The 22,673-nt window shown below is 67.3% G+C and carries 26 protein-coding genes; 9 read left to right on the top strand and 17 right to left on the bottom strand.

What is annotated here, in order from left to right:
- Positions 1–106 precede the first annotated feature (106 nt).
- From GRI75_RS01075 to GRI75_RS01055, 5 genes are all read right to left on the bottom strand, one after another.
- Positions 107–859 carry a SufD family Fe-S cluster assembly protein gene (locus tag GRI75_RS01075; protein WP_160745086.1) on the bottom strand — a complete coding sequence of 251 codons (753 nt, stop codon included), beginning with the start codon at positions 857–859 and terminating at the stop codon, positions 107–109.
- A gap of 142 nt (positions 860–1,001) precedes the next feature.
- Entirely contained in the window at positions 1,002–1,745 is a 744-nt protein-coding gene (gene sufC, locus GRI75_RS01070; protein ID WP_160745085.1) for a Fe-S cluster assembly ATPase SufC, read from the bottom strand.
- Positions 1,729–2,208 (bottom strand): endonuclease domain-containing protein, encoded by a 480-nt coding sequence (locus GRI75_RS01065; RefSeq protein WP_160745084.1) that lies wholly within the window; start codon positions 2,206–2,208, stop codon positions 1,729–1,731. Before GRI75_RS01065 ends, sufC begins: the two co-directional genes overlap by 17 nt.
- Entirely contained in the window at positions 2,208–3,689 is a 1,482-nt protein-coding gene (gene sufB / locus GRI75_RS01060) for a Fe-S cluster assembly protein SufB (protein ID WP_160745083.1), read from the bottom strand. The genes GRI75_RS01065 and sufB overlap by 1 nt, the downstream gene beginning before the upstream one ends.
- Positions 3,686–4,102, bottom strand: coding sequence for an SUF system Fe-S cluster assembly regulator (locus tag GRI75_RS01055; protein WP_160745082.1), 417 nt, complete (start codon positions 4,100–4,102; stop codon positions 3,686–3,688). Before GRI75_RS01055 ends, sufB begins: the two co-directional genes overlap by 4 nt.
- Positions 4,103–4,312: 210 nt before the next feature.
- On the opposite strand from GRI75_RS01055, the gene GRI75_RS01050 reads away from it, so the two are divergent.
- The 4 genes from GRI75_RS01050 to GRI75_RS01035 all read left to right on the top strand — a co-directional run bounded on the left by GRI75_RS01050 (position 4,313) and on the right by GRI75_RS01035 (position 9,749).
- Positions 4,313–4,873: a hemerythrin domain-containing protein gene (locus tag GRI75_RS01050; RefSeq protein WP_160745081.1), complete on the top strand. Its 561-nt coding sequence runs from the start codon at positions 4,313–4,315 to the stop codon at positions 4,871–4,873.
- Between the two features lie 236 nt (positions 4,874–5,109).
- Positions 5,110–6,147 (top strand): quinone-dependent dihydroorotate dehydrogenase, encoded by a 1,038-nt coding sequence (locus GRI75_RS01045; RefSeq protein WP_160745080.1) that lies wholly within the window; start codon positions 5,110–5,112, stop codon positions 6,145–6,147.
- Between the two features lie 10 nt (positions 6,148–6,157).
- Positions 6,158–7,870 (top strand): gamma-glutamyltransferase, encoded by a 1,713-nt coding sequence (gene ggt / locus GRI75_RS01040; protein WP_160745079.1) that lies wholly within the window; start codon positions 6,158–6,160, stop codon positions 7,868–7,870.
- Between the two features lie 79 nt (positions 7,871–7,949).
- Positions 7,950–9,749, top strand: coding sequence for an AMP-dependent synthetase/ligase (locus GRI75_RS01035; RefSeq protein WP_160745078.1), 1,800 nt, complete (start codon positions 7,950–7,952; stop codon positions 9,747–9,749).
- Here GRI75_RS01035 and GRI75_RS01030 read toward each other — a convergent pair.
- The 5 genes from GRI75_RS01030 to GRI75_RS01010 all read right to left on the bottom strand — a co-directional run bounded on the left by GRI75_RS01030 (position 9,746) and on the right by GRI75_RS01010 (position 12,606).
- Complete coding sequence (locus GRI75_RS01030; protein WP_160745077.1) at positions 9,746–10,243, bottom strand: hypothetical protein; 498 nt, start codon at positions 10,241–10,243, stop codon at positions 9,746–9,748. The two genes, GRI75_RS01035 and GRI75_RS01030, sit on opposite strands and share 4 nt — an antisense overlap.
- A gap of 2 nt (positions 10,244–10,245) precedes the next feature.
- Positions 10,246–10,773, bottom strand: coding sequence for a hypothetical protein (locus GRI75_RS01025; RefSeq protein WP_160745076.1), 528 nt, complete (start codon positions 10,771–10,773; stop codon positions 10,246–10,248).
- A gap of 84 nt (positions 10,774–10,857) precedes the next feature.
- On the bottom strand, positions 10,858–11,079 hold the full coding sequence (locus GRI75_RS01020; protein WP_160745075.1) for a hypothetical protein: 222 nt from the start codon (positions 11,077–11,079) through the stop codon (positions 10,858–10,860).
- Positions 11,080–11,208: 129 nt separating this feature from the next.
- Positions 11,209–12,201, bottom strand: a complete 993-nt coding sequence (thiS, locus tag GRI75_RS01015) for a sulfur carrier protein ThiS (RefSeq protein WP_160745074.1) — start codon at positions 12,199–12,201, stop codon at positions 11,209–11,211.
- A 36-nt stretch (positions 12,202–12,237) separates the two neighbouring features.
- Complete coding sequence (locus tag GRI75_RS01010) at positions 12,238–12,606, bottom strand: MerC domain-containing protein (protein WP_160745073.1); 369 nt, start codon at positions 12,604–12,606, stop codon at positions 12,238–12,240.
- Between the two features lie 109 nt (positions 12,607–12,715).
- Here GRI75_RS01010 and GRI75_RS01005 point away from each other — a divergent pair, with 109 nt between their 5' ends.
- The 4 genes from GRI75_RS01005 to rpsI all read left to right on the top strand — a co-directional run bounded on the left by GRI75_RS01005 (position 12,716) and on the right by rpsI (position 15,268).
- Positions 12,716–13,762, top strand: a complete 1,047-nt coding sequence (locus GRI75_RS01005) for a COX15/CtaA family protein (RefSeq protein ID WP_160745499.1) — start codon at positions 12,716–12,718, stop codon at positions 13,760–13,762.
- Positions 13,759–14,079, top strand: coding sequence for a divalent-cation tolerance protein CutA (cutA, locus tag GRI75_RS01000; RefSeq protein WP_160745072.1), 321 nt, complete (start codon positions 13,759–13,761; stop codon positions 14,077–14,079). Before GRI75_RS01005 ends, cutA begins: the two co-directional genes overlap by 4 nt.
- A 164-nt stretch (positions 14,080–14,243) precedes the next feature.
- Entirely contained in the window at positions 14,244–14,723 is a 480-nt protein-coding gene (rplM, locus tag GRI75_RS00995) for a 50S ribosomal protein L13 (RefSeq protein WP_160745071.1), read from the top strand.
- A complete protein-coding gene (gene rpsI / locus GRI75_RS00990) occupies positions 14,723–15,268 on the top strand; it encodes a 30S ribosomal protein S9 (RefSeq protein ID WP_160745070.1) in 546 nt (181 codons plus the stop codon). Before rplM ends, rpsI begins: the two co-directional genes overlap by 1 nt.
- Positions 15,269–15,322: 54 nt before the next feature.
- On the opposite strand, the gene GRI75_RS00985 is transcribed toward rpsI, so the two are convergent.
- From GRI75_RS00985 to GRI75_RS00970, 4 genes are read right to left on the bottom strand one after another with little or no spacing between them, the layout of a single operon-like run.
- Positions 15,323–16,402, bottom strand: a complete 1,080-nt coding sequence (locus GRI75_RS00985; RefSeq protein WP_160745069.1) for a winged helix-turn-helix domain-containing protein — start codon at positions 16,400–16,402, stop codon at positions 15,323–15,325.
- A 19-nt stretch (positions 16,403–16,421) separates the two neighbouring features.
- Positions 16,422–17,282, bottom strand: coding sequence for a metallophosphoesterase family protein (locus tag GRI75_RS00980; RefSeq protein WP_407925126.1), 861 nt, complete (start codon positions 17,280–17,282; stop codon positions 16,422–16,424).
- A complete protein-coding gene (locus GRI75_RS00975; protein ID WP_160745068.1) occupies positions 17,279–18,124 on the bottom strand; it encodes a diacylglycerol kinase family protein in 846 nt (281 codons plus the stop codon). Before GRI75_RS00975 ends, GRI75_RS00980 begins: the two co-directional genes overlap by 4 nt.
- A 38-nt stretch (positions 18,125–18,162) precedes the next feature.
- On the bottom strand, positions 18,163–18,426 hold the full coding sequence (locus tag GRI75_RS00970; protein WP_160745067.1) for a hypothetical protein: 264 nt from the start codon (positions 18,424–18,426) through the stop codon (positions 18,163–18,165).
- Between the two features lie 212 nt (positions 18,427–18,638).
- On the opposite strand from GRI75_RS00970, the gene GRI75_RS00965 reads away from it, so the two are divergent.
- Entirely contained in the window at positions 18,639–18,947 is a 309-nt protein-coding gene (locus GRI75_RS00965) for a UrcA family protein (RefSeq protein WP_160745066.1), read from the top strand.
- A gap of 25 nt (positions 18,948–18,972) precedes the next feature.
- On the opposite strand, the gene GRI75_RS00960 is transcribed toward GRI75_RS00965, so the two are convergent.
- The 3 genes from GRI75_RS00960 to GRI75_RS00950 form a co-directional block, all read right to left on the bottom strand.
- The gene (locus GRI75_RS00960) at positions 18,973–19,725 is read right to left on the bottom strand and encodes a LytR/AlgR family response regulator transcription factor (protein WP_160745065.1); all 753 of its coding nucleotides are present in this window, start codon (positions 19,723–19,725) and stop codon (positions 18,973–18,975) included.
- A complete protein-coding gene (locus tag GRI75_RS00955; protein ID WP_328597899.1) occupies positions 19,722–20,948 on the bottom strand; it encodes a sensor histidine kinase in 1,227 nt (408 codons plus the stop codon). Before GRI75_RS00955 ends, GRI75_RS00960 begins: the two co-directional genes overlap by 4 nt.
- Before the next feature lie 85 nt (positions 20,949–21,033).
- A complete protein-coding gene (locus GRI75_RS00950; RefSeq protein WP_160745063.1) occupies positions 21,034–22,560 on the bottom strand; it encodes a fumarate hydratase in 1,527 nt (508 codons plus the stop codon).
- Positions 22,561–22,673: the final 113 nt, after the last annotated feature.

Below are 22,673 nucleotides of genomic sequence, written 5' to 3'. Positions count from 1 at the left end.
TGGAGGGGGTTCGCGGCAAGCGTGGCGCCAGGAGGCAAGCCCCCTCCACCACTCGCTTCGCGAGCGGTCCCCCTCCCCGTGCCGGGGAGGATCTGGTCAGCAGCATTCATACCGCGTCTCCGAGCACTTCGAGCGCAGCTTCGAGCAGCCGTTCCTGTTCGCCCTCATCCTCAAGCCCTGCGAATGCGTCGGCGATGAACGCCCGCACCAGCAGCTTGCGGGCGGCTTCCGGCGGAATCCCGCGCGCGGCCATGTAGTAGCCGGCCATCTCGTCCATCTGCCCGATGGCCGCGCCGTGGGCGCACTTCACATCGTCGGCGTAGATCTCCAGCTCCGGCTTGGCGTTTGTCGAAGCGCCGCGCTCCAGCAGCAGGCCTTTGAAGTCCTGCGCGGCGTCGGTCTTCTGCGCATCGCGGGCGACATCGATGCGGCCGAGGAAGTTGCCCGTCGCCGTGCCCCAGTGCACCGCGCGCACGACCTGGTTGCTGGTCGCCTCGGGCTCCGCATGCTCGAGCCGGGTGACGAACTCGCGCGTCGCCTCCCCCCCGCCAATGGTCACGCCGCCGAACTCGAAGTGCGCGCCTTTGGCCAGGCGCACGACGCACTCGACGCGCGTGTAGTCCGCGCCGGCGTTCACCGCGAACAGCTCGGCCCGGCCGCCTTCGCCGATGGTGATGCGCATGCGGTGCAAGCCCGGCTGAGAGCCGCCCACAACCGTGCACTCGCGCCATGTCGCGCCCGGCGCAACCTCGACGTCGCGCCACTCGCCGAAACTCTCCGGGGCAAGCGTCTCCAGCGCCGTAAAATCGGCGTAGCGCCATTCCTCGTCGCGCCAGGTGGGGAGGACTGCGTCGGTCACCGATACACCCCCCACGACAAAAACATCCCGTCACCCTGAACTTGTTTCAGGGTCCATCTCTCCGCGCGCACCGTCATCTCAGGCGGCACGATGGATCCCGAAACGAATTCGGGATGACGAGGGAGGGAGTTCGACACGGGCATCACGCCGCCACCGCCTCGTAGCCTTCGCTTTCGAGCTGGTGCGCCAGCTCGGGCCCGCCGGTCTTGACGATGCGGCCGGCAGCCAGGACGTGCACTTTGTCCGGCTTCACGTAGTCGAGCAGGCGCTGGTAGTGGGTGATCAGCAGCACGGCCTTGTCGGGCTTGCGCATGATCGCATTGATCCCTTCGCCGACGATCTTCAGCGCATCGATGTCGAGCCCGGAATCGGTCTCGTCGAGCACGGCGAACTGCGGATCGAGGATGCCCATCTGGACCATCTCGGCGCGCTTCTTCTCGCCGCCGGAGAAGCCGACGTTCACATTGCGCTTGAGCATGTCCATGTCCAACCTGAGCAGCCCGGCCTTCTCGCGCGCCAGCTTGAGGAAGTCGCCGCCCGAGAGCGGTTCCTGCCCCCGCGCCTTGCGCTGGGCGTTGAGCGCCTCGCGCAGGAACTGGACGTTCGACACGCCGGGAATCTCGACCGGGTACTGGAAGCCCAGGAACATGCCGGCCGCGGCGCGCTCGTGCGGCTCCATGGCGAGGAGATCCTGTCCGCCGAAGCTCACCGAGCCGCCGGTCACTTCGTAGCCGGGCCGTCCGCCGAGCACGTAGGCGAGGGTCGACTTACCGGCTCCGTTCGGGCCCATGATCGCGTGGATCTCGCCCGCGTTCACCGAAAGCGAAAGGCCGTTGAGGATCGGGGTGCCGCCGACGGAGGCGCGCAGGTTATCGATTTGCAGCATTGGAACCTTCTTGCATCTTGGGCTTCTCGAACGGCTTCTGCAGCTCGTCCTTCACCGCCTTGACGACGGTATCGATGTTCTCGAGCACGTCGGGCTCCGCGAAACGCAGGACCCGCACGCCGACTTCGCGCAGCTTGCGGTCGCTCAGCTCCGCGATCGTCGCGGCCGAGCCTTCGGTCTCTCCGACTTCGACGACGAGCCAGCGGGTCTTGCAGGCGAAGTCGACGATCGCGCTGCCCATCACGACCTCGCGGTTGAACGTGAAGCCGCACTGCTTGTCCTTCAGCCGTTCCCACAGCGCCTGCTGCGCCGGCGTCGGGTTGCGCCGCATGTCGCGCGCCCGCTCCTTCAGCGCCTCCGCCCGCGCGGGCGAGACCTTCCAGGCACGTGCACGGTCGGCCGCATCGCGCTCGTCCGCGCGGGCGGTGACGGCACCGAGCGACAGTTTCTTACGCTCGGTCATCAACCCACGCTCCCCTCGAGCGAAATGGCCAGCAGCTTCTGCGCCTCCACGGCGAACTCCATCGGCAATTGCTTCATCACTTCTTTCGCGAAGCCGTTGACGATCAGCGCCACCGCTTCTTCCTGTCCGAGCCCGCGCTGCATGGCGTAGAACAGCTGGTCGTCGCTGATCTTGCTGGTGGTCGCCTCGTGCTCGATCTGCGCGGTCGGGTTCTTGACCTCGATGTAGGGCACCGTGTGGGCCCCGCAGCGGTCGCCGAGCAGCAGGCTGTCGCACTGGGTGAAGTTGCGCACGTTGTCGGCATTGGCCGCGACGCGCACCAGTCCGCGATATGTGTTGTTCGACTTGCCGGCGCTGATACCCTTGGAGATGATCGTCGAGCGGCTGCCCTTGCCGTTGTGGATCATCTTGGTGCCGGTGTCGGCCTGTTGGTGGTTGTTGGTCACCGCAACCGAGTAGAACTCGCCGACCGAATCCTCGCCGTTGAGCACGCAGCTCGGGTACTTCCAGGTGACGGCGCTGCCGGTTTCGACCTGGGTCCAGCTGATCTTGCTGCGGGCGCCCTGGCAAAGACCGCGCTTGGTGACGAAGTTGTAGATCCCGCCCAGCCCTTCGGCATTGCCCGGGTACCAGTTCTGCACAGTCGAATACTTGATCTCGGCATCGTCCAGCGCGACCAGCTCGACCACGGCTGCGTGGAGCTGGTTTTCGTCGCGCATCGGCGCGGTGCAACCTTCGAGGTAGCTGACGTAGCTGCCCTTCTCAGCGATGATCAGCGTGCGTTCGAACTGGCCGGTGTTCTCCGCATTGATGCGGAAATAGGTGCTCAGCTCCATCGGGCAGCGCACCCCTTCCGGGATGTAGACGAACGTGCCGTCGGAGAAGACCGCGCTGTTGAGCGTGGCGAAGAAGTTGTCGCGCTGCGGCACCACGCGGCCGAGCCATTTCTTGACCAGCTCAGGGTATTCGCGGATCGCCTCGCTGATCGAAAGGAAGATGACGCCGGCCTTCTTCAACTCCTCGCGGAAGGTGGTCGCCACGCTGACCGAGTCGAACACCGCGTCGACCGCGACCTTGCGCGCGCCTTCGACGCCTGCGAGGACCTTCTGCTCCTCGATCGGAATGCCGAGCTTCTGGTAGACTTCGCGGATCTCGGGATCGAGTTCGTCGAGGCTCTTCAGCGTCGGCTTCTTCTTCGGCGCGGCATAGTAGAACGCGTCCTGGTAATCGATCTTCGGGTAGCCGACCTTCGCCCAGTTCGGCTCCTCCATCTCCAGCCACAGGCGGAAGGCCTTCAGTCGCCATTCGAGCATCCACTCCGGCTCGTTCTTCTTGGCGCTGATGAACCGCACGGTGTCCTCGTTCAGCCCCTTCGGGGCGAACTCGGTCTCGATCGTGCTCGACCAGCCGTGCTCGTAATCCGCGGCACGGGCGGCGGCCTCGCGAGCCTCGCGGTCCTGGATGTCTACTTCCTCGGTCATGCGGGTACTTTCATCTGTACAAGCTGCGTCAGCGGCACGTTGGCGAGCGCGCCACGCAGCGCCTCGTTCACCACGGCCCAGTGCGGCTGGACGTTGCAGGTGCCTTCCAGCGCGCAATCGTGGCGCCCATGCTGGACGCAGGAGGTCAGCGCAATCGGGCCTTCGACGGCTTCGACGATATCCGCCAGGGAGATCGCCGCCGCCGGCCGCGCGAGCTGGAGCCCGCCGCCGGCGCCGCGAGCGGAGCGCAGCAGGCCGGCCTTGCTGAGCATGCTGACGAGCTTCTGCACCGTCGGCGCCGGAAGGCCCGTCTCCACGGCCAGATCCGCCGCCGACACGCGCGCACCGCCGCAATGGCGCGCGGCGGCGCTCATCGTGACGACGGCGTAATCGGCCATGCTGGACAGGCGCATCTGCGCAAATTCCTAATCGGAGCGGATCGGTCCAATTCACCTAGGAAGTCACGCCAAGTCTTTCAACGGCAAACACTTTCCTGCGAGTCGTTCTCAAGAGAAGAGGGCTCAAGAGAAGCGGGGGAACCTCGCTGCGGGGCTCACGTTGCAGCTTGAGCCGCCGGGCGCCCACGACCCCGGAACCACCCGCGCAGGAACAGGAACCAGATCATGCTTGGATCACACCGCCACGTCACTCCCGGCAACGCCTTGCTCGCCGGTGGAGCAGGGCTTCTTCTCGGCCTTCTGGCCAATCCGATGCGCAAGCTGGCCGTGCAAGCCCCGACAATGCTCAAGAAAGTCTGGGACGAGGCGCTCGCGGCCGAGCACAAGGCGACTCTCGCCCTCATGGACCTGATCGAGAAGACCACCGAACAGGACACCGGCCGGCGGTCGATCTTGCTGGCGCAGCTCAAGCATGCGATCGGCAAGCACTCCTTCCAGGAGGAGAACACTGTCTACGCGATGATGCGGCAGCGCGAGCTGCTTGAGCCCGCCAAGGCGCTGAACGAGGATCATGCCGAGATAAAGCAGTTCCTGTTCGAACTGACGGAGATGCCGAAGAGCGATCCGCAGTGGATCGGAAAAGTTCGCGCGCTCCGCACCGAGCTGGAGGAGCATATGCGTCTCGAGGAAAACGATCACTTCCCGAGGCTGCGCCGCGCCTTAAGCGAGGAGGAGAACCAGCACCTTTCCGCCGCAATGAACAAGGAAGGGCTGAAGCTCGCCTGAGGCAAGGCGCGACTCAAAAAAGGGGCGGCCCCGACCAGCGGGACCGCCTCTGAAAGTCGAGAACTCGCCGCGTTTTCGCGCCGAGCCCTTCGGGTCGCAAGTTCGGCATTAAGCAAGCTAACCGAGTCGGGCTTGTAGAAACCCGACAGCTGCGCACGATTAGGGGCAGGATCGGTGGCACGGCAGGCGACCGTGCTGCAATCGACAGCCGCGCCGCGCGCTGCCATAGGCCGGGCATGTTCTACCGCCTGCTTCGCCCTGCCTTGTTCACCCTGGACGCCGAGCGCGCGCACGGGCTCGCCCTCGCCGCGCTGAAGGCGCGGCCGGCGGGAGCGCCGCCCAGGCCCGGGCCGCTGGCTGTCGAGGTGGCGGGGCTGGCTTTCCCCAATCCGGTCGGCATGGCGGCGGGGTTCGACAAGGACGGCGAAGTCCCGGACGCGTTGCTGGCGCAGGGCTTCGGCTTTGCGGAAGTCGGCTCGATCACTCCGCTGCCGCAAGCAGGCAATCCGCAGCCGCGCCTGTTCCGCCTGGCCGAGGATCGCGCCGTCATCAACCGCATGGGCTTCAACAACGCCGGGGCCGAAGCGGCGGCCAAGCTCCTGGCCGCGCGACGGGGCCGGGCCGGGATCGTCGGCATCAACGTCGGCGCGAACAAGGATTCGCCCGATCGGATCGCCGACTACGCCGCAATGACGCGGATCATGGCGCCGCTTGCGTCTTATCTGGCGGTGAACATCTCCAGCCCCAACACCCCCGGCCTTCGCGCCTTGCAGGACGAAGCCGCGCTCATCGACCTGCTCGATGCCGTCATGGAAGCGCGGAACGAGAAGGTGGGCGCGCGCCTGCCGGTGTTCCTCAAAGTCGCGCCGGATCTCACCCCCGGCGACGTCGATGCGATCGCCCGGATCGCGGTCGACAAGGGACTGGGCGCGCTGATCGTCTCCAACACAACGATATCGCGCCCGCCCCTGGCCTCACGCCACGCCGGAGAGGCGGGCGGCCTCTCGGGCGCGCCGCTGAAGGCGCTGGCGCTCGAACGCCTGCGGGATTTCCGCAAAGCCACCGGCGGCGCACTGCCCCTGGTCGGTGTCGGCGGGATCGCCACGGCGGAAGACGCCTGGGAACGGATCCGTGCGGGAGCCAGCCTGGTCCAGCTCTACAGCGCGATGGTCTATGAAGGCCCGGGTATCGCCCGGCGCATCGTCAAAGGCCTGGAACGACTGATGCGGCGCGACGGCTTCGCTTCGGTTGCCGAAGCGGTGGGAAGCGAATAGCAGACGGGCGATGCTGTTCCGCAAGATCGCCCTCGCCGCCGCGCCGCTCCTGCTGGGCGCCTGCGCCACACTTCCCGCTACGACCGTCGCCGCTCCGCAGAGTGGCAGCGCAGGCCTCGTCAGCGCCGCCGACCCGCGTGCGGCCGAAGCCGGCGCGGAAATGCTCCGCCGGGGCGGCAGCGCCACCGATGCCGCGATCGCCACGATGCTGGCGCTGACCGTGGTCGAACCGCAGAGCTCCGGCATCGGCGGCGGCGGGTTCTTCGTGCGCGGCACCCCCGATGGCGAGATCGCCACCCTCGACGGGCGCGAAACCGCGCCTGTCGGGGCCGATGGCGAGTGGTTCATCGGCCCCGACGGCAAGCCCCTGCCGTTCATGAACGCAGTGATCTCCGGCCTCAGCGTCGGCGTCCCAGGCAACATCCGCCTCGCAGAGGAAGCGCACCGCCGGTACGGCAAGCTCGAGTGGGCGGCGCTGTTCGAGCCCGCTACACGGCTCGCCCGCGACGGCTGGAGCCTGTCGGAGCGCAGCCGCGAGTTCCTGGTCCGGGCGAAGAACCGCGCAGCGCACCAAGCCGAAGGCCGGACCCTGTTCTACGGCGCGGACGGGGAGCCGCTGCCCGCAGGCACCGTGCTCCGCAATCCGCAGCTTGCCGAAACCCTCGGGCAACTCGCCACGCGCGGTCCGGACTGGTTCTACTCCGGCCCTAACGCGGCTGCGATCGCCGGCGAAGTCGCTGCCGAAACCCCGCGGCAAGGGGCCATGACGGTTGCCGATGTGACCGCCTATCAGGGCAAGGAGCGGCCCGAAGTCTGCGGCGACTACCGCCGCTACCGCATCTGCGGAATGGGCCCGCCCTCCTCCGGCGCGACGACCGTCTACGCGATCCTCAAGCAGCTCGAGCGTTTCGACCTTGGCGCCCTCGGCCCACGGTCGCCGACGTTCTGGCACCTGTTCGCCGAATCCCAGCGGCTCGCCTATGCCGACCGGGAGCGGTACCTGGCTGACAGCGATTTCGTCTCGGTTCCGGTCGCGGGCCTGACCGATCCGGATTACCTGGCGTCCCGCGGGGCGCTGATCTCGCCTGCCAGGACTTTGGCAACGGTCTCGGCCGGAACCCCGGCAGGGGTCGCCCTCGCGCCGCCGGACGGGGCCGAACCCACCGAAGCCGGCACCTCGCACTTCGTCGCCATCGACGGCGAAGGGAACGCGGTCAGCTACACCTCCACCATAGAGGGCTCTTTCGGCTCGGGCATCATGGTCGGCGGCTATTACCTCAACAACGAGCTGACCGACTTCAGCTTCGTGCCGGAAGTGGAGGGCCGCGTGGTCGCCAACCGGGTCGAGGGCGGCAAGCGGCCGCGCAGTTCGATGGCGCCGACCCTGGTCTACGATCCGCAAGGGCGGCTGTTCATGGCCGTGGGCGCGGCCGGCGGCGGGACCATCCCGGTCCAGGTCGCCCGCGCGCTGATCGGGGTAATCGATTTCCGCCTGCCGCTGGACGGCGCGCTGGCGCTGCCGGTGCTGTTCTCCCCGGGAGACACCGTCTCGATCGAGCAGGGCTCCGCGCTGGAAGCGATGATCCCCGAACTCCAGGCGCTCGGCCACGCGCAAGTCACTGCGCGGGAACTGCCGCTGAAGATCAACGCCGCCTTGCGCACGCCCTCCGGCTGGGTCGGCGCGGCCGATCCGCGCAGCGAGGGCGCCGCCGTCTCCGAGTGAGCTTGCCGCCACCCGCGCGGCACCCTAATCCTCCACCCACAAGGCCGGCAAAGCGGCCGTAGTGGAGGATGAGCGCCGCGTGCAGATCACGGACTTCGATGCCGCGCCCAATCTGGTCGCCCTGTTTCTCCAGCGTGCCGACGAGCTCGGCGAAAAGCCCTTCCTGACCGCCAAGCTCGGCGGCGAATGGCAATCGCTGAGTTGGCGCGAGGCCGCGCGGCAGGTCTGTCTGCTGGCCGAAGGACTGCGCAAGCTGGGCCTGCAGGACGGCGACCGCGTGGTGCTGGTGTCGGAGAACCGCCCGGAATGGGCCCTGGCCGATCTAGCGATCATGGCCGCCGGCTGCATCACCACCCCGGCCTACACCACCAACACCGAGCGCGACCACGCGCACATTCTGGAGAACTCCGGGGCACGCGCGGTGGTCGTGTCCGACGGAAAGCTGGCGAAGCCGCTGCTATCGGCGATGGTCCGCATCGGCCTGGCCGAACATGTCATCGGCATCGAAGCCCTCCGCACCGGCCAGGGCAACTTCCGCTGCCACTTGTGGTCGGACCTGCTGCAAGGCGATGCTGCGGCCGCCCGCGCCGCCGTCGACGCGCGCGTCTTGCGCATTGAGCGGCGCGATCCGGCCTGCATCATCTACACCAGCGGCACGAGCGGCGCCCCCCGCGGAGTCCTGCTCCACCACGGCGCCATCCTCCGGAACGTCGACGGCGCCGCGCGGGTGCTGGCCGGCGATTTCGGCTGGGGCGAGGAGCGTTTCCTCTCGTTCCTGCCGCTGTCGCACGCTCTCGAGCACACCGCAGGGCTGTTCCTGCCGATCGGGCTCGGCGCCGACATTTGGTTCGCCGAAGGGCTCGACAGGCTGAGCGCCAATATCGAGGAAGCACGGCCGACCTTCATGGTCGTCGTCCCGCGCCTGTTCGAGATGATGCGCGCCCGCATCCTCAAGCAGGTGGAAAGCCAGGGCAAGATCGCGAACTTCGTGCTCGATCAGGCGCTCTCGCTTGCTGAGCGCCGCGCGGCGGGCAAGGGCCGCCTGAGCGACTGGGCGGTCGAAAAGCTGCTCGACCTGACCTTGCGGCCGAAGATACGAAAGCGCTTCGGCGGGCGGATCAAGGCGCTCGTCTCCGGCGGCGCGCCGCTCAATCCGGAAGTCGGGGCATTCTTCGAAGCGATGGGCCTGGTCATGCTCCAGGGCTACGGCCAGACCGAGGCCGCCCCGGTGGTCAGCGTCAACCGCCCGTCGGCCGGCGTGAACTTGTCGACCGTCGGCCCGCCGCTGCCGGGCGTCGAGGTAAGGATCGCGGACGACGGCGAGATCCTCGTGCGCGGCGAACTGGTCATGCTCGGCTATTGGCAGAACGAGGCGGAGACGGCGAAGACGATCGTCGATGGGTGGCTCCACACCGGCGACATCGGCCACTTCGACGATGCCGGGCGGATCGTCATCACCGACCGCAAGAAGGACATCATCGTCAACGACAAGGGCGACAACATCGCCCCGCAGAAGCTCGAAGGCATGCTGACCCTGCAGCCGGAAATCGCCCAAGCGATGGTCAGCGGCGACAAGCGGCCCTACATCGTCGCGCTGATCGTGCCCGATCCGGAATGGACCTGCGAATGGTCCCAGGCCAACGGCGAGAAGTTCGACCTGGCCGGCCTCCAGCAGCTCCCCGCCTACCGCAGCGCGGTGCGCACCGCTATCGACCGGGTGAACCAGGACCTCTCGGTCACCGAAAAGATCCGCCAGTTCGCCTTCGCCGACGAGGGCTTCACCATCGACAACGGCATGATGACCCCTAGCATGAAGATCCGCCGGGCCCCCATCCGCGACCGCTACGGCAAGCGCCTGGACGCCCTGTACAAGGGCTAGGCCGCCAAGCGTACGCGGAACAGGCCGAGTTCCCGCGAGAGATCGGCGAAGCAGCGGGCCAGCCGCTCTTCGAACTCCTCCGCCTCCTGACTGCTCAGCGTCCATCTCTCCGCTTCCGGGGAATTTCCGCGATAAGCGGTGAAGTCGAGGACCACGTACCAGTGCGACTTCTTGTTCAGGAGCGCCGTCGCCACGCCATATGCGAAGAATGTCCTGTGCGATTCGACGGCTTTCCACTGTATCAGGGCCGAACGCAGGGATTCGGCCTGCTTCGCAGTCCCTGCGCAGCCTTCCGTTAATGCGATGAGATCCGCCAGCCGTTGCCCACCGAGGTGTCGAAGCTTCACTGCATTCCCGTGGACTGCGGCCAGTTCGAGCGATCGACCCACCGCACTTTCGGCGCGCGCAAACAGACTGATGCAACGGCCTCGCCAGGCGTCGATCTGCGATGCCGCGATATCAAGAGGCCTTGGCGGCAATTCACCGGTCGCCAAGCTCAGGCCGCCTCTGCCTGCACCCGCTCGGGATAGAAGCACGGTTCGCGGTCGGACCAGGCGGGGGCGGGGGCGGCGGCTTCGCTGAGGCTTTGCAGCAGCGTCTTGCGGCGCATGGGAGGGATCTGCGGCAGGGCCGCGGCGGCGCAGAAGGCGGACGGCAGCCACGGCCGCGCGCGCGCGCCGAGCAGGCGTTCGTAGAGGAACCGGTAGGCGGAGAAGCTCTCGATCCGGTCGAGGGCAAGGTCCTGCGCGGTGATCCGCATCAGCGGGCCCATGAACGCTTCCAGCCCGCCCGATGCCGAATGGCCCGGAATGCTCTCCCGCAGCCGCCTGAGCTGGCGGTAGGCGAGATACTGCGCGCGGATGGCCGATGTGTCGCCCGGCTCCGCGCTCCAGGACTTGAAGGCGTCCCCGCGGCCGAGGGCGATGTCCAGGCTGCGCTCGATGAAGCGCTGCTCCCCCTCCGAGAAACTGGCGAACTCGCGCAGTTCGGCGATTGTCAGCGATGCAGTCCCGGTCCTGGCCATGAATGCCCCCGAATGGTGAGGAGAGCAGTGTGGGGGATTTTGGTTAGCGTTCGGTAAACGTGGCCGCGGTTTGCGAGCAGCGCGTCAGGCCCGTGACTGCACGAACTTTTGCACCTTCCTAGCTGCAAACATCGGCACGATGACCGACAAGGCTATGCCGGCTAGCGAACAGAGCCCGATCCAGATCGCCATCAGCGATCCGCCCGCCTGGTACATGCCGTAGATTACCGGTGCCGCGAGCACGAGGCCGCGCACTTCGTTGAGAACCAGCAGAACCACGCTGGTCTTCAGCAACAGCCCCAGCATTGTCGAGAACGTGCCAACCATACCCCCACTATGGCCAACGTTCGTTTACGTTCCGTTAGCTGCGACGAATCGGGTCCGAAATGGATGTTTCTTCGTCTGCTCGCGTGCGTGTGCGCCGATGGGGCTCGATCAGATCAGGCCCGCCAGTGGGCTGCTCGGATCGGCGTACTTGCGCGTGGCCATCCGGCCGGCGCGGTAAGCATCGCGGCCTGCCTCCACCGCCCGCTTCATCGCGCGGGCCATCAGGATCGGGTCCTTGGCCTCGGCAATGGCGGTGTTCATCAGCACGCCGTCACAGCCGAGTTCCATCGCCACGGCCGCGTCGCTGGCTGTGCCGACTCCGGCGTCGACCAGCACGGGGACGCTGGCGCCCTCCACGATCAGGCGAATGGTCACGCGGTTCTGGATGCCCAGGCCGGATCCGATCGGTGCGCCGAGCGGCATCACCGCCACTGCCCCCGCCTCTTCCAGCTGCTTCGCGGCGATCGGATCGTCGGTGCAGTAGACCATCGGCTTGAAGCCTTCGTTGGCCAGTACTTCGGTGGCCCGCAGGGTCTCCCGCATGTTCGGGTAGAGCGTGCGCGCTTCGCCGAGAACCTCCAGCTTGACGAGGTCCCAGCCGCCGGCTTCCCGCGCCAGGCGCAGCGTGCGGATCGCCTCGTCGGCCGTGAAGCAGCCGGCGGTGTTAGGCAGGTAGGTGACCTTCTTCGGATCGATATAGTCCATCAGCACCGGCTGGTTCGGATCGGACACGTTGACCCGGCGCACCGCGACGGTGACGATCTCCGCCCCGCTCGCCTCCACGGCGGCGGCGTTCTGGGCGAAGTCCTTGTACTTGCCGGTGCCGACGATCAGGCGCGAGCGGAACGTGCGGCCGGCCACTGTCCACGTGTCGGCCTCTACCGGCACATGATCGCCGCCGCCGACGAAGTGGACGATCTCCAGCACGTCGCCTTCGGCCAGCGCGACTTCGGCCAGGGTCGAGCGCGGCACGATCACCCCGTTGCGCTCCACCGCCACCTTCTCGGGCTTCAGCTCGAGCTCGCAGACGAGCGCGGCGATCGTGGCGGCGGCAGTCCGGCGGGGTTCGCCGTTGACGGTGAGAGTGCGTGTTTCGGACATGACCCGCGAGATAGCGGGTCTGGCCGCCCGTGCAAGCTAGGCGGCGCGCAAGTTGAGCAGGTGCCCGATCGCGACGAGGGAAACGCCGATCACGGTCAGCACGGCTTCCTCGAAGCCGTGATCGACCACCAGAGCACCGGTCATGAAGAGGAGCCCGGCTATTGCCACCACCAGCGGCGACCGCCGGCGGTGGCGCAAGGCGCCGAGGCCGATCGCCGCACCGGCGACCAGGACCGCCAGCAGCAGACCGACCCGGTGAATCATCGGGTCGAGCAGGAAGGTACCGCCAAGCCCGAGGCCGGCGACGATCACCAGCCCGGCGACGCAATGCACCAGGCACAGGCCGGACAGGATCATGCCAAGCCTATCGAAACGATCGCGAATCTGCAGCAGGAGCGAAGCCATGAGCGCCATGTATGTGACGATGTATCATCATGCAAGTGGACTCGGTCCAGAAAAGCCGTGGGCTTGCGATTCGCGGCGCTGCGGCGCAGAGGCTCACGCGATGAGCACAATGCGCGAGACGACGGAGGCAGGGCGGCTGCGGGGAACTCACCCGCTGGCAATCGCTAGCTGGCTTATAACCGTCGCCGTGCTCGTCGTGCTGATGGTCGTAGTCGGCGGGATCACCCGGCTGACCGAATCCGGGCTCTCGATCACCGAATGGAAGCCCGTCACCGGCGCCATCCCGCCGCTGACCGAAGCGCAGTGGCAGCGGGAGTTCGAAGCCTATCGGCAGATCGGCGAGTACCAACAGATCACCGGCCCGGCCGGGATGACGCTGGCCGATTACAAGTTCATCTACTTCTGGGAATGGCTGCACCGGCTGCTCGGCCGCGTGATCGGCCTGGCCTTCGCGCTGCCGCTCGCCTGGTTCTGGGTCCGCGGCGCGATCCCCAAGGGCTACAAGCTGCCGCTCGTGGGATTGCTGGCTCTGGGCGGGCTGCAGGGCGTGTTCGGCTGGTTCATGGTCCGCTCCGGGCTTTCGGGCGAAGTCACCGACGTCAGCCATTTCTGGCTTTCGATCCACCTGCTGACCGCGCTCCTGACCCTCGCCCTGCTGGTGTGGGTGGCGCTCGACATGATTGCGATGGCGCGTGAACCGGAAACCCGGTCCGCGCGCCTGACCGGCCTGGCCGCGCTGGCCGGCGCCGTGCTGTTCGTCCAGCTCCTGCTCGGCGCCTGGGTTGCCGGACTCGATGCCGGTCACGCCTCCGACACCTGGCCGCTGATGCAGGAACGCTTCGTGCCCGAGTACGATGGAGCTCGCGGGTTCTGGTGGGCCGCGACCCACGATCCGTTCCTGATCCACTTCCTCCACCGCTGGTGGGCCTGGTTCGCCGTGGCGGCACTCATCGTGCTGGCAAGGCAGGCGAAGAAGGCCAGGGAGCGGATGGCTTCGGTGGTCCTGCATAGCGCCTTCGGCGTGCAGATCCTGCTCGGCATCGCCACGGTCCTTTCGGGGATGGCGCTGTGGGTCGCCGTGCTCCACCAGCTCGGCGGCGCGCTGCTCGTCGCCGCGACGGCCTATGCCGCGCATGCCGTGGGCAAGCGCACATGAGTGCCGAAGGCCCGGCACTGATCTGGTGCCCGTTCGGCGGCGAGGACGATGCCGCCCGCATCGCCGGCCAGCTGCTCGACGAAGGACTCGTCGCCTGTGCCAATATCCTGCCGGGCATCCGCTCGCTTTACGTGTGGCAGGGGGAACGCGGCGATTCGCGCGAATGCGGCGCGCTGTTCAAGACCGACGCCGCGCTGCTCGAGAAAGCGATCGCCCGCCTGGCCGCGATCCACCCTTACGACACTCCCGCGGTGACCGGCTGGCGCGCCGACGCAGCGGCTCCTGCCACGGCAGCCTGGCTCGGGAGCCTCGTCTAGCCGCAGCGGGAATGCGCCGGGGGGTGACGGTATTATTTTACCTCCCCGCTGAACCGCAGAAACCTTGACTTCCGCAGCCTCAGGCGACAAACGGCGCCCATTCGCGGCAGCCGGTGCGACTCCGGCGCGCGCATGCTTTTCGTAAAACTAAGGATTTCCCAGCCATGAAGGCGCTCAGCAAGACGACCCGGTCGATCAAGCCGGCCGAGGTCGAGAAGAAATGGCACCTGATCGATGCCGAAGGACTGGTCGTAGGCCGTCTTGCGGTGATCGTAGCCAACCTCCTGCGCGGCAAGCACAAGCCGAGCTTCACCCCGCACGTCGATTGCGGCGACCATGTCGTCGTGATCAACGCCGACAAAGTGCACTTCACCGGCAATAAGCTGAAGGACAAGCACTACTACAAGCACACCGGTTACCCGGGTGGCATCAAGGACGTGACCGCCGGCAAAGTGCTGGAAGGCCGCTTCCCCGAGCGCGTGCTCGAGAAGGCTGTCGAGCGGATGGTCCCGCGCGGGCCGCTCGGCCGTGCGCAGATGCGTGCGCTGCACCTTTATGCCGGCACCGAGCACCCGCATGCCGGCACCCAGCCGCAGCCGCTCGACGTCGCTTCGATGAACCGCAAGAACAAGGTTGCCAAGTAATGGCTGACGAAAACAACACCGTCTCCGATCTCGCCGATCTGAAGAACCTTGGCGCCGGCGCTCCGGCTCCAGAGGCCGCTGCAGAAGGTGAAGCCTCGGCCGCTCCCGTCGTCCGCACCGGCCCCGCCGCCGTGCTGCGCGAGAAGGAAGTCGACTCGCTGGGCCGCGCTTACGCGACCGGCCGCCGCAAGGACGCGGTTGCCCGCGTCTGGCTCAAGCCCGGCACCGGCAAGATCGTCGTCAACGGCCGCGAACAGGAAGTCTACTTCGCCCGTCCGACGCTGCGCCTGGTCATCAACCAGCCGTTCCAGATCGCCGACCGCGAAGGCCAGTACGACGTCGTCTGCACCGTCAAGGGCGGCGGACTTTCGGGCCAGGCCGGTGCGGTGAAGCACGGCATCAGCCAGGCACTGTCGAAGTTCGAACCGGAACTGCGCACCACCGTGAAGGCCGCCGGCTTCCTCACCCGCGACCCGCGCGTCGTCGAGCGCAAGAAGTACGGCCGCGCCAAGGCCCGCAAGAGCTTCCAGTTCTCGAAGCGCTAAGCTTCGCGAGACCAGGACACGAGAAGGGCGGCGCCGCGAGGGGCCGCCCTTTCTTTATGCGCGCGTTCTGTCGGCCTGTTCGGCGAACAGCATCGCGCCGACGATGCAGCCGGCGAACAGCAGGCCTTCAAGGCCGCCTGTGACTGCCTGGCTCGTTGGGCCGAACCCGTCTTCGCCGAACCAACTGCCGATCCGGTCGAGGGACAGGCGCGAGCCGGGGAAGCTGTCCGCCAGCAGGGCCAGGCTTCCGCCCATCAGCCGGCCGCCGAGCAGCGGGATCGCTACCCCGGTGACGCCGCCCGCCAGGGCAGCGAAGGCTACCCCGCGGCGGACGGAGACCCGGCCACTCCTCGCCAGCCCGGCTCCGAACCCCACCGCTGCACCGAGCACAGCGCCTTCGGGAGCACCCGTGATCCCCGCGGGCGCGCTGCCGAGCAGAAGGTTGAACGCGTCGATCCCGAGGAGATTGACGACCGCCCCGACGACCAGCCCACCGAAAGCTCCGCCCGCAACGCTCCACTGCCACTGCCGCTTGGTGGCCAGGGTCGCTGCGCAGATCCCGAAGGCGACACCCGCCGCGCCGATCAGCGCGACGACAACCGTAACGCAGACCAGAACGATCAGCACCGAAGCCGCGCCCATGCCGGGCTGCGCCGTCTGGCTGGCCCCGGCGAAGCCGTAGAACAGCCCGCCCATGGCGCCGGCCAGCCCGCCGCCCAGAGTGCCGGCGACGCCCAGCGTGCGGACCTGCCGCCAACGCGGATCGGCGGGCGCTTCCCTTATCGCCGAAGCAGCGCTCTCGTCATCGGCCGCCCGGACTGCGGCGATGAAGCGGTAGCCGTGCTTGGGCACCGTTTCGATGAAGCGCGGTGCGGCCGCGTCGTCGCCGAGCTGCCGCCGCAGCGTGCGGATGCACTGCGTCAGCGCCTCGTCGGTCACAGGGATGCCGCGCCAGACTTGCTGCAGGAAGCGGTCCTTGGTGACCAGCTTGCCACGCTCGCCCACCAGCAGGGCGAGCGCGTCGAGGTAGCGGGCATTGATCTCCACCGGCGTTCCGCCCCGGCTGAGCTGGCGGTCGGCGGGATCGAGCACGAACCCATCGAAGGCCACGCGGCTCTTCGGGATATCCGTCATCGCTCCCCCCGCTCTCCGCTCAGTGGACCGGGGGGTCGACCCGCGGGACCTGGTGGACCGGAGCCACCGGCTCTTCCGGCGTGCGCGGCGGCATCGCGTCCTCGGGCACTTCGCTGATCTGCATGGCTTCGGTCGGAACGTCGTCGATGTTGCGCACGCAGACTTTCAGCGTCGTGCCGTCCCAGGTGAGCTCGTTGAAGCTCGGCGGAGTGGAACGGATCCGCTTCGACAAAGTCCCAGCGCCGATCATCCGCACCGGCCCATTGGACGTCTGCGCGACAATGTCGAAGGCATCGTGGACATGGCCGCTGAGCGTGGCGAGGATGTTGCGCTTGGCCAGTTCGGCGAGCGCCTTGTCGCCGCCCCGGGTCCAGGCCCTGCCGCGCGTGCCGGCCTCGACCAGCGGATGGTGGCAGGTCACCAGTGCCCGCGTGCCCGCCGGCAGTGCGTCGAGCGCCGCCAGCGTCCGTTGCAGCGCCTTGTCGGTCACCCAGCCGTGGGACCACGGCCAGCGCGGCTGCCAGCGGCGCACGGTCTTGAGCGGCACGACCGCCAGGCCGGGCAGATCGAGCTCCCGGTCGATCAGGTCGAGCATCCCGCGGAAGCGCTTGTAAGGCGTGGTGAACCGCTCGAGCAGGTTGAAGTAAGGCAAGTCGTGATTGCCGACTTCCACCGTCACCGGCACGTCGAGGTTCCTGATCCAGTGCGTCGCGGCGTCGAATTCGCGGTGTCGGGCGCGCATCGTCAGGTCGCCGGTGATCGCGACGGCGGCGGGTCGCTTCTCCGCGATTTCCTGCATGACCCAGTCGAGCGCGCGGTCGTCCTCCAGCCCGAAGTGGATGTCGGAAAGGTGGAACAGGAGCGTCTGGTCGGCCATCATTCGGTGGCTAGCAGGTCGACCTCGCACGGGACCAGCCGGAAAACCTCCGCCGCCGGCGATTCCACCTTTTCGCCATCCATCAGTATCCCGTACGATCCGCCGTCAGAGCTTTCGAGGGTCACCTGGCCGGCCGTGCCGAGATCGTCGTGCGGGCCGTCGCGGAACCGCCTCGCGAGCAGGGCCATCCCCTCCTTGAGGTAATCCCCGATCGTCTCCGCATAGTATCCGGACACCCGGATGCCCTCATCCTCAGGCGTAAGCATGACCAGAGGGTAGCCCTCTTCACGCCCGAGAGCCGGATCGCGGCAGACGATCCCCGCAGTCGCAAGCGTTTCCCCTATGGCGTTGGCCGCGCTTTCGGCAACGCCGAGCACATCGGACTCGCGCATCGCTTCGCGCACCTCGTACCAGCTCGTGCCTGGCCCAGCGAGGAGATCGACGTAAGCCGTGCCGCGGCCGCAGCGGATCACGCCGGGCCTGCGGCGGGCGGCCCTGCCCGCAGCTGCCATGTGGATCACTTCGTCGAACGTCCGCTCGCCATGCAGCCGGTGATAGAGCAGGTTCATCGTCCCGCCCGGAAGGACTAGGACCGCCCCGCCCCATCCGGCGAGGTTTCCGATCACGGCATTGGTCGTGCCGTCGCCGGCGAACACCGCAAGCAGCTCGATCCCGGCGGCGTCCAGAGCCGCGGCATCGGGCAGGTCTTCGGCGGGGAAGCCGACCATCCGCTCCACATGGAAGCCGGCATTGCCGCAGCACTGCTCGAGTTCTTCGCGGGCCTGCTCATCGTTGCTCCCGCTGGCGTCGTTCGCAACGAGCCAGATCCGCTTCGTTCGTTCCATGGCACCCAAGCGCTCGTGCGCCGGACCCGGTTCCCGGCTCAGATGCGCCGCGTCAGAATGAGCCAGGCGGCGAGCGCGTTGAAACCGGTGTACCCGAGGTATGCCAGGCTCCAGCCGGAATAGCCGTTGCCGACCAGCAGGAGCGCGCCGAGCAGCACGATGAACTCGGCCAGGAGGCTCGCCCTGCCGCCGAGGACAAGGCTCGGCATGCGACTCAGCAGCGGGTGCCGGCTTTCCAATACCGCTTTGTGCAGGGCGAAGTTTCCGATTCCGAGCAGGAATGTGAGCAGCAGCGCAGCCATTCCCGCTAGTCTGAGGCATCGCACATGAATTGCCAATTGCACTTCACCGGGTGTCGATGGCCGTTCGTCGGCGGCCGGAATCGTTCATCGGCCCGGCCCGATACCTTGTCGATCACGGCGCGCCCGCGCCGTCCGCCTGCGGTATTCCTTCTCTTGCGCCGCGGTTCGACCTCAGTCCCGACGAACCGCGGCGCACACAGGAGGATTTCGACATGACGATCCGTACCCTTACTCTCTCATCGGCGATCGCCGCCGCTCTGGTCTGCGGACCTGCGATCGCCGCCGACGATGCTCCGCGGTCGGTGGAAGTGCGCTACCACGACCTCGATCTTACCTCGGCTGCAGGCGCGAGCGAACTCGACCGGCGGCTCGACAAGGCCGCGAAATCGGTCTGCCAGATCGACCAGGTCGCCACCGGCACCCGCATCGCCTCCCGCGAGGCTCGTGCGTGCTACAAGGAAACCAAGGAACGGCTGGGCGACAATATCGCAGCCGCTGTCGCCAAGAAGGAGCGCGGCTGATCGCCGGCGCATTGGGTGGCCGGCCCTAGCGGCCGGCCATCGACTTCACCTTACGCAGATAGGTCCGGCCGATCCGCAGGGTCTCGCCGTTTTCGAGCTCGGCCGACCACACGCCGAGCCCTTCGTGCCGGAGCCCGCGGATGCAGTCGCGCCGCAGGATGGTGGACCGATGGATGCGGATGAACCGTTCGGGATCGAGCCTCGCCTCCAGCCCGGCGATGGTCTGCAACAGCAGGTAGCTGCGCGCCTCGCTGCCATTCTCTCCGACATGGAGCCGGACATAGTCGCGCTCGGCATCGATCCGCTCGACCAGCGATGCTTCGATGCGCAGCAGTTCCGACCGGTGCGGGACCCAGAACTCTTCCAGCCAGCGCCCCCCGCCGTCCTGGCTGGCGCCCCGCCGTGACAGGGCCCGCGCAACCGCCCGCTCTAGCCGTTCGACGGCAACGGGCTTGAGCACGTAGTCGACCGCTTCGAGGTCGAACGCCTCGACCGCGAAATCCTCGTAGGCAGTAACGAAGATCACCGCCGGAGGGCTCTCCAGCCGGGCAAGATCGCCGGCAACGGCCAGCCCGTCCCTGCCGGGCATGGTCATGTCGAGCAGCACGAGATCGGGCACGAGCTTGGCCGCGAGGCACAGGGCCGCCGCACCGTCGGACGCCGTGCCGATCACCGACAGCGCATCGATCTCCGCGCAGAGGACCTGCATCCGCTCGATCGCGAGCGGTTCGTCGTCGACGATCAGGGTCCGCAGTGGGGGCTTGAGCTCTTCCGTCACGCCGCATTCCTCGCCTGGCCCACCAATGGTATGCGAATGTGGGTCGCATAGCCATGGGCAGTCGGGCCGGAAACCACGTTGGCTTCGTCCCCGAAGCGCGCGGCAAGGCGTTCATGCACGTTGTTGAGGCCGATGCCGAAGCCGGGCTGATGATCGGCCTCCCGCCGGCCTCCTGCGCCGTCGTCGGCAACAGTCACCACCAGGCGCCCGTATTCCTCCCGCGCGGACAATGTGATCGTCACCTTGCGCGAGGCGGGGGCGACCGCGTGGCGGACCGAATTCTCCACCAGCGGCTGCAGGATCATCCCGGGGATTTGCGCATTGGCCAGGCTGTCGGGCAGATCGTACTCCGCCTGAAGCCGCTCGGGAAACCGCACCGTCTCGATATCGAGATAGAGCTTCTGCAGCGCGAACTCCTCGCGCAGGGGCACGTCCGCTGTCGGGTCGTTCGCCAGGCTGCGGCGATAGAACGTGGACAGCATCTGGATCATCCGCTCGGCGGCGGCGGTCTTGCCGGTCAGCACCAGCGCCGAAAGCGAGTTGAGCGTGTTGAACAGGAAGTGCGGATTGACCTGGTAGCGCAAGCTGCGCAGCTCGGCAGCCTTGGCCGCCCGCCGGAACTCTCCCTCGCGCCGTTCGGCAGCGCGGGCCTTCTCCCCCGTCAGCAGCGCGAGATAGAGGGCGCACCAGGCCAGCGACATGAAGTAGCGGCCGAAGGCGAGCTCGGCGATGCTTTCCCAGAACCGCGCATCTTCCGACTTCCTGTCTATCGGCACCATGACCGGACCGCCATCTTCGCGCGTCAGGTTGGGAACCGGCGCTTCGACCAGCAGATCGCCCGATTCCTCGATGCGGACCCGCAGCCCCTGTTGCTCGGCCATTTCCTTCCAGGCCCGCAGTTCCAGGTCCGCGAACACCAGCTGGTTGGCTTGTGCGAGCAGCACCGAGATCGGCAGCGACAGCAGCAAGGCGGCGGAGATCTTCGCCCACAGCGGCCGGGTGTCGAACAACCGCAGGACCAGCCACAGCCCCAGCATGATGACCGCGCTTGCGGCGCAGACCACGGCCCGGCGCCAGAGCATCTCATCCTCGAAGCCGAGGTCCAGCAGGAGCGACCGGATCGTGACCAGCAGGAAGTAACACAGCCACAGCCCGCCGATCGAGGCGAGCACCGTCGCAAAAGGCACTCGCGCGCTTGATGGCTCCTGGCGTTCGCTGTTCACTTTGCCGGCATAGCCCCTCATCCCGCCGCTTCGCCAGCGCCGATGTCGATCCCCGTCGGCGCTTGGTCGATTGCCGAGCCCGGCGTCAGAGCGGTTCGAGCAAGCGCTCGTCGGCGATGCGCGCCCGCCAATGGGCCGGAGCGATCGTATGGACGTTGCTGCCTTCACTATCGACGGCCACCGTCACCGGCATGTCCTGCACGGTGAACTCGTAGATCGCCTCCATCCCGAGATCCTCGAACGCGACGACTTTCGCCTGCTTGATCGCCCGCGCTACCAGATAGGCCGCTCCGCCGACAGCCATCAGGTAAGCCACTTTGTGCCGAGCGATTTCCTGTACCGCGCCTTGCCCGCGCTCGGCCTTGCCGATCATCGCCAGCAGGCCGAGGTCGAGCATCGTGCCGGTGAACTTGTCCATTCGCGTGGCGGTCGTCGGGCCCGCCGGGCCGACGACTTCGTCCATCACCGGATCGACCGGTCCGACGTAGTAGATCGCCCGCCCCTCGAAGCTGACCGGCAGCTCCTCGCCGCGGGCGAGCATGTCCTGGATGCGCTTGTGCGCGGCGTCGCGGCCGGTAAGCATAGCGCCGTTCAGCAGCAGCCGGTCGCCGGCCTTCCAGCTCTGCACTTCCTCCGCCGTCAGCGTATCGAGATCCACCCGCTTGGCCTGGGCGTCCGGCTTCCAGTGCACTTCGGGCCATTCGCTGAGCTTCGGCGGCTCGAGATAGGTGGGGCCCGTTCCCTCCAGGGTGAAATGCGCGTGGCGGGTGGCGGCGCAATTCGGGATCATCGCCACCGGCTTGCCCGCAGCATGGCAGGGCCAGTCGAGGATTTTGACGTCGAGCACCGTCGCGAGCCCGCCGAGGCCCTGCGCGCCGATGCCGAGCGCATTGACCTTGTCGAAAATCTCGATCCGCAGCGCCTCGATATCGCTCTGCGGCCCACGCGCCTTGAGCTGGGCCATGTCGATCGGCTCCATCAGGCTCTGCTTGGCGAGCTTGACGCAGTGCTCCGCCGTGCCGCCGATGCCGATCCCCAGCATGCCGGGGGGACACCAGCCGGCGCCCATCTGGGGGAGCATCTCCAGCACCCAGTCGACGATATTATCGCTGGGGTTCATCATCTTGAACTTGCTCTTGTTCTCGCTGCCGCCGCCCTTCGCGGCGACATCGACGGACACGGTCCTGCCGGGGACCATCTCTACCGACAGCACGCAAGGCGTGTTGTCGCGGGTGTTGCGGCGGGTGAAGGCGGGATCGGCGAGAACGGAGGCGCGCAGCGTGTTCTCCGGGTGGGTGTAGGCCCGTCGCACGCCGTCATCGACGACCTCCTGCAGGCTGCGGCGTGATTCCAGCCGGCAGTCCTGGCCCCACTTCACGAACACGTTGACGATGCCGGTGTCCTGGCAGATCGGCCTGTGCCCTTCGGCGCACATCCGGCTGTTGGTCAGGATCTGCGCGATCGCGTCTTTCGCCGCCGGCCCCTGCTCCGCCTCGTAGGCGGCGCCGAGCGCGCGGATGTAGTCCATCGGGTGGTAATAGGAGATGTACTGCAGGGCGTCGGCGACGCTCTCGATCAGATCTTCCTCGCGGATCGTCACCATGTCGCCCATCGGGCCAGCACTCCTTCTCGTCGAAACGGCAGCCCCATAGGCGCGTAGGGAGCTTACCGTCAAAGCGCTTACTTCATCCGAGGGGCTGCCGCCGCAGGACAGCGACCAGTTGC

The sequence above is a fragment of the Croceibacterium soli genome, from assembly GCF_009828065.1.
In the GTDB taxonomy this organism is placed as follows: Bacteria; Pseudomonadota; Alphaproteobacteria; order Sphingomonadales; family Sphingomonadaceae; genus Croceibacterium_B; species Croceibacterium_B soli.
This window is presented reverse-complemented; position numbering and strand designations above follow the sequence as displayed.

Bases quoted from the DNA above. Each gene is read 5' to 3' on its own strand.
- GRI75_RS00965 (WP_160745066.1), top strand. From the start codon at position 18,639: ATGACGATCCGTACCCTTACTCTCTCATCGGCGATCGCCGCCGCTCTG.
- GRI75_RS01005 (WP_160745499.1), top strand. From the start codon at position 12,716: ATGCGCGAGACGACGGAGGCAGGGCGGCTGCGGGGAACTCACCCGCTG.
- GRI75_RS01010 (WP_160745073.1), bottom strand. From the start codon at position 12,606: ATGGCTTCGCTCCTGCTGCAGATTCGCGATCGTTTCGATAGGCTTGGC.
- GRI75_RS01045 (WP_160745080.1), top strand. From the start codon at position 5,110: ATGTTCTACCGCCTGCTTCGCCCTGCCTTGTTCACCCTGGACGCCGAG.
- cutA (WP_160745072.1), top strand. From the start codon at position 13,759: ATGAGTGCCGAAGGCCCGGCACTGATCTGGTGCCCGTTCGGCGGCGAG.
- GRI75_RS01020 (WP_160745075.1), bottom strand. From the start codon at position 11,079: ATGCTGGGGCTGTTGCTGAAGACCAGCGTGGTTCTGCTGGTTCTCAAC.
- GRI75_RS01050 (WP_160745081.1), top strand. From the start codon at position 4,313: ATGCTTGGATCACACCGCCACGTCACTCCCGGCAACGCCTTGCTCGCC.
- GRI75_RS00980 (WP_407925126.1), bottom strand. From the start codon at position 17,282: ATGATGGCCGACCAGACGCTCCTGTTCCACCTTTCCGACATCCACTTC.
- rplM (WP_160745071.1), top strand. From the start codon at position 14,244: ATGAAGGCGCTCAGCAAGACGACCCGGTCGATCAAGCCGGCCGAGGTC.
- GRI75_RS00970 (WP_160745067.1), bottom strand. From the start codon at position 18,426: ATGGCTGCGCTGCTGCTCACATTCCTGCTCGGAATCGGAAACTTCGCC.
- sufC (WP_160745085.1), bottom strand. From the start codon at position 1,745: ATGCTGCAAATCGATAACCTGCGCGCCTCCGTCGGCGGCACCCCGATC.
- rpsI (WP_160745070.1), top strand. From the start codon at position 14,723: ATGGCTGACGAAAACAACACCGTCTCCGATCTCGCCGATCTGAAGAAC.
- sufB (WP_160745083.1), bottom strand. From the start codon at position 3,689: ATGACCGAGGAAGTAGACATCCAGGACCGCGAGGCTCGCGAGGCCGCC.
- GRI75_RS00950 (WP_160745063.1), bottom strand. From the start codon at position 22,560: ATGGGCGACATGGTGACGATCCGCGAGGAAGATCTGATCGAGAGCGTC.
- GRI75_RS00985 (WP_160745069.1), bottom strand. From the start codon at position 16,402: ATGACGGATATCCCGAAGAGCCGCGTGGCCTTCGATGGGTTCGTGCTC.
- GRI75_RS01055 (WP_160745082.1), bottom strand. From the start codon at position 4,102: ATGCGCCTGTCCAGCATGGCCGATTACGCCGTCGTCACGATGAGCGCC.
- thiS (WP_160745074.1), bottom strand. From the start codon at position 12,201: ATGTCCGAAACACGCACTCTCACCGTCAACGGCGAACCCCGCCGGACT.
- GRI75_RS00975 (WP_160745068.1), bottom strand. From the start codon at position 18,124: ATGGAACGAACGAAGCGGATCTGGCTCGTTGCGAACGACGCCAGCGGG.
- GRI75_RS01065 (WP_160745084.1), bottom strand. From the start codon at position 2,208: ATGACCGAGCGTAAGAAACTGTCGCTCGGTGCCGTCACCGCCCGCGCG.
- GRI75_RS01025 (WP_160745076.1), bottom strand. From the start codon at position 10,773: ATGGCCAGGACCGGGACTGCATCGCTGACAATCGCCGAACTGCGCGAG.
- ggt (WP_160745079.1), top strand. From the start codon at position 6,158: ATGCTGTTCCGCAAGATCGCCCTCGCCGCCGCGCCGCTCCTGCTGGGC.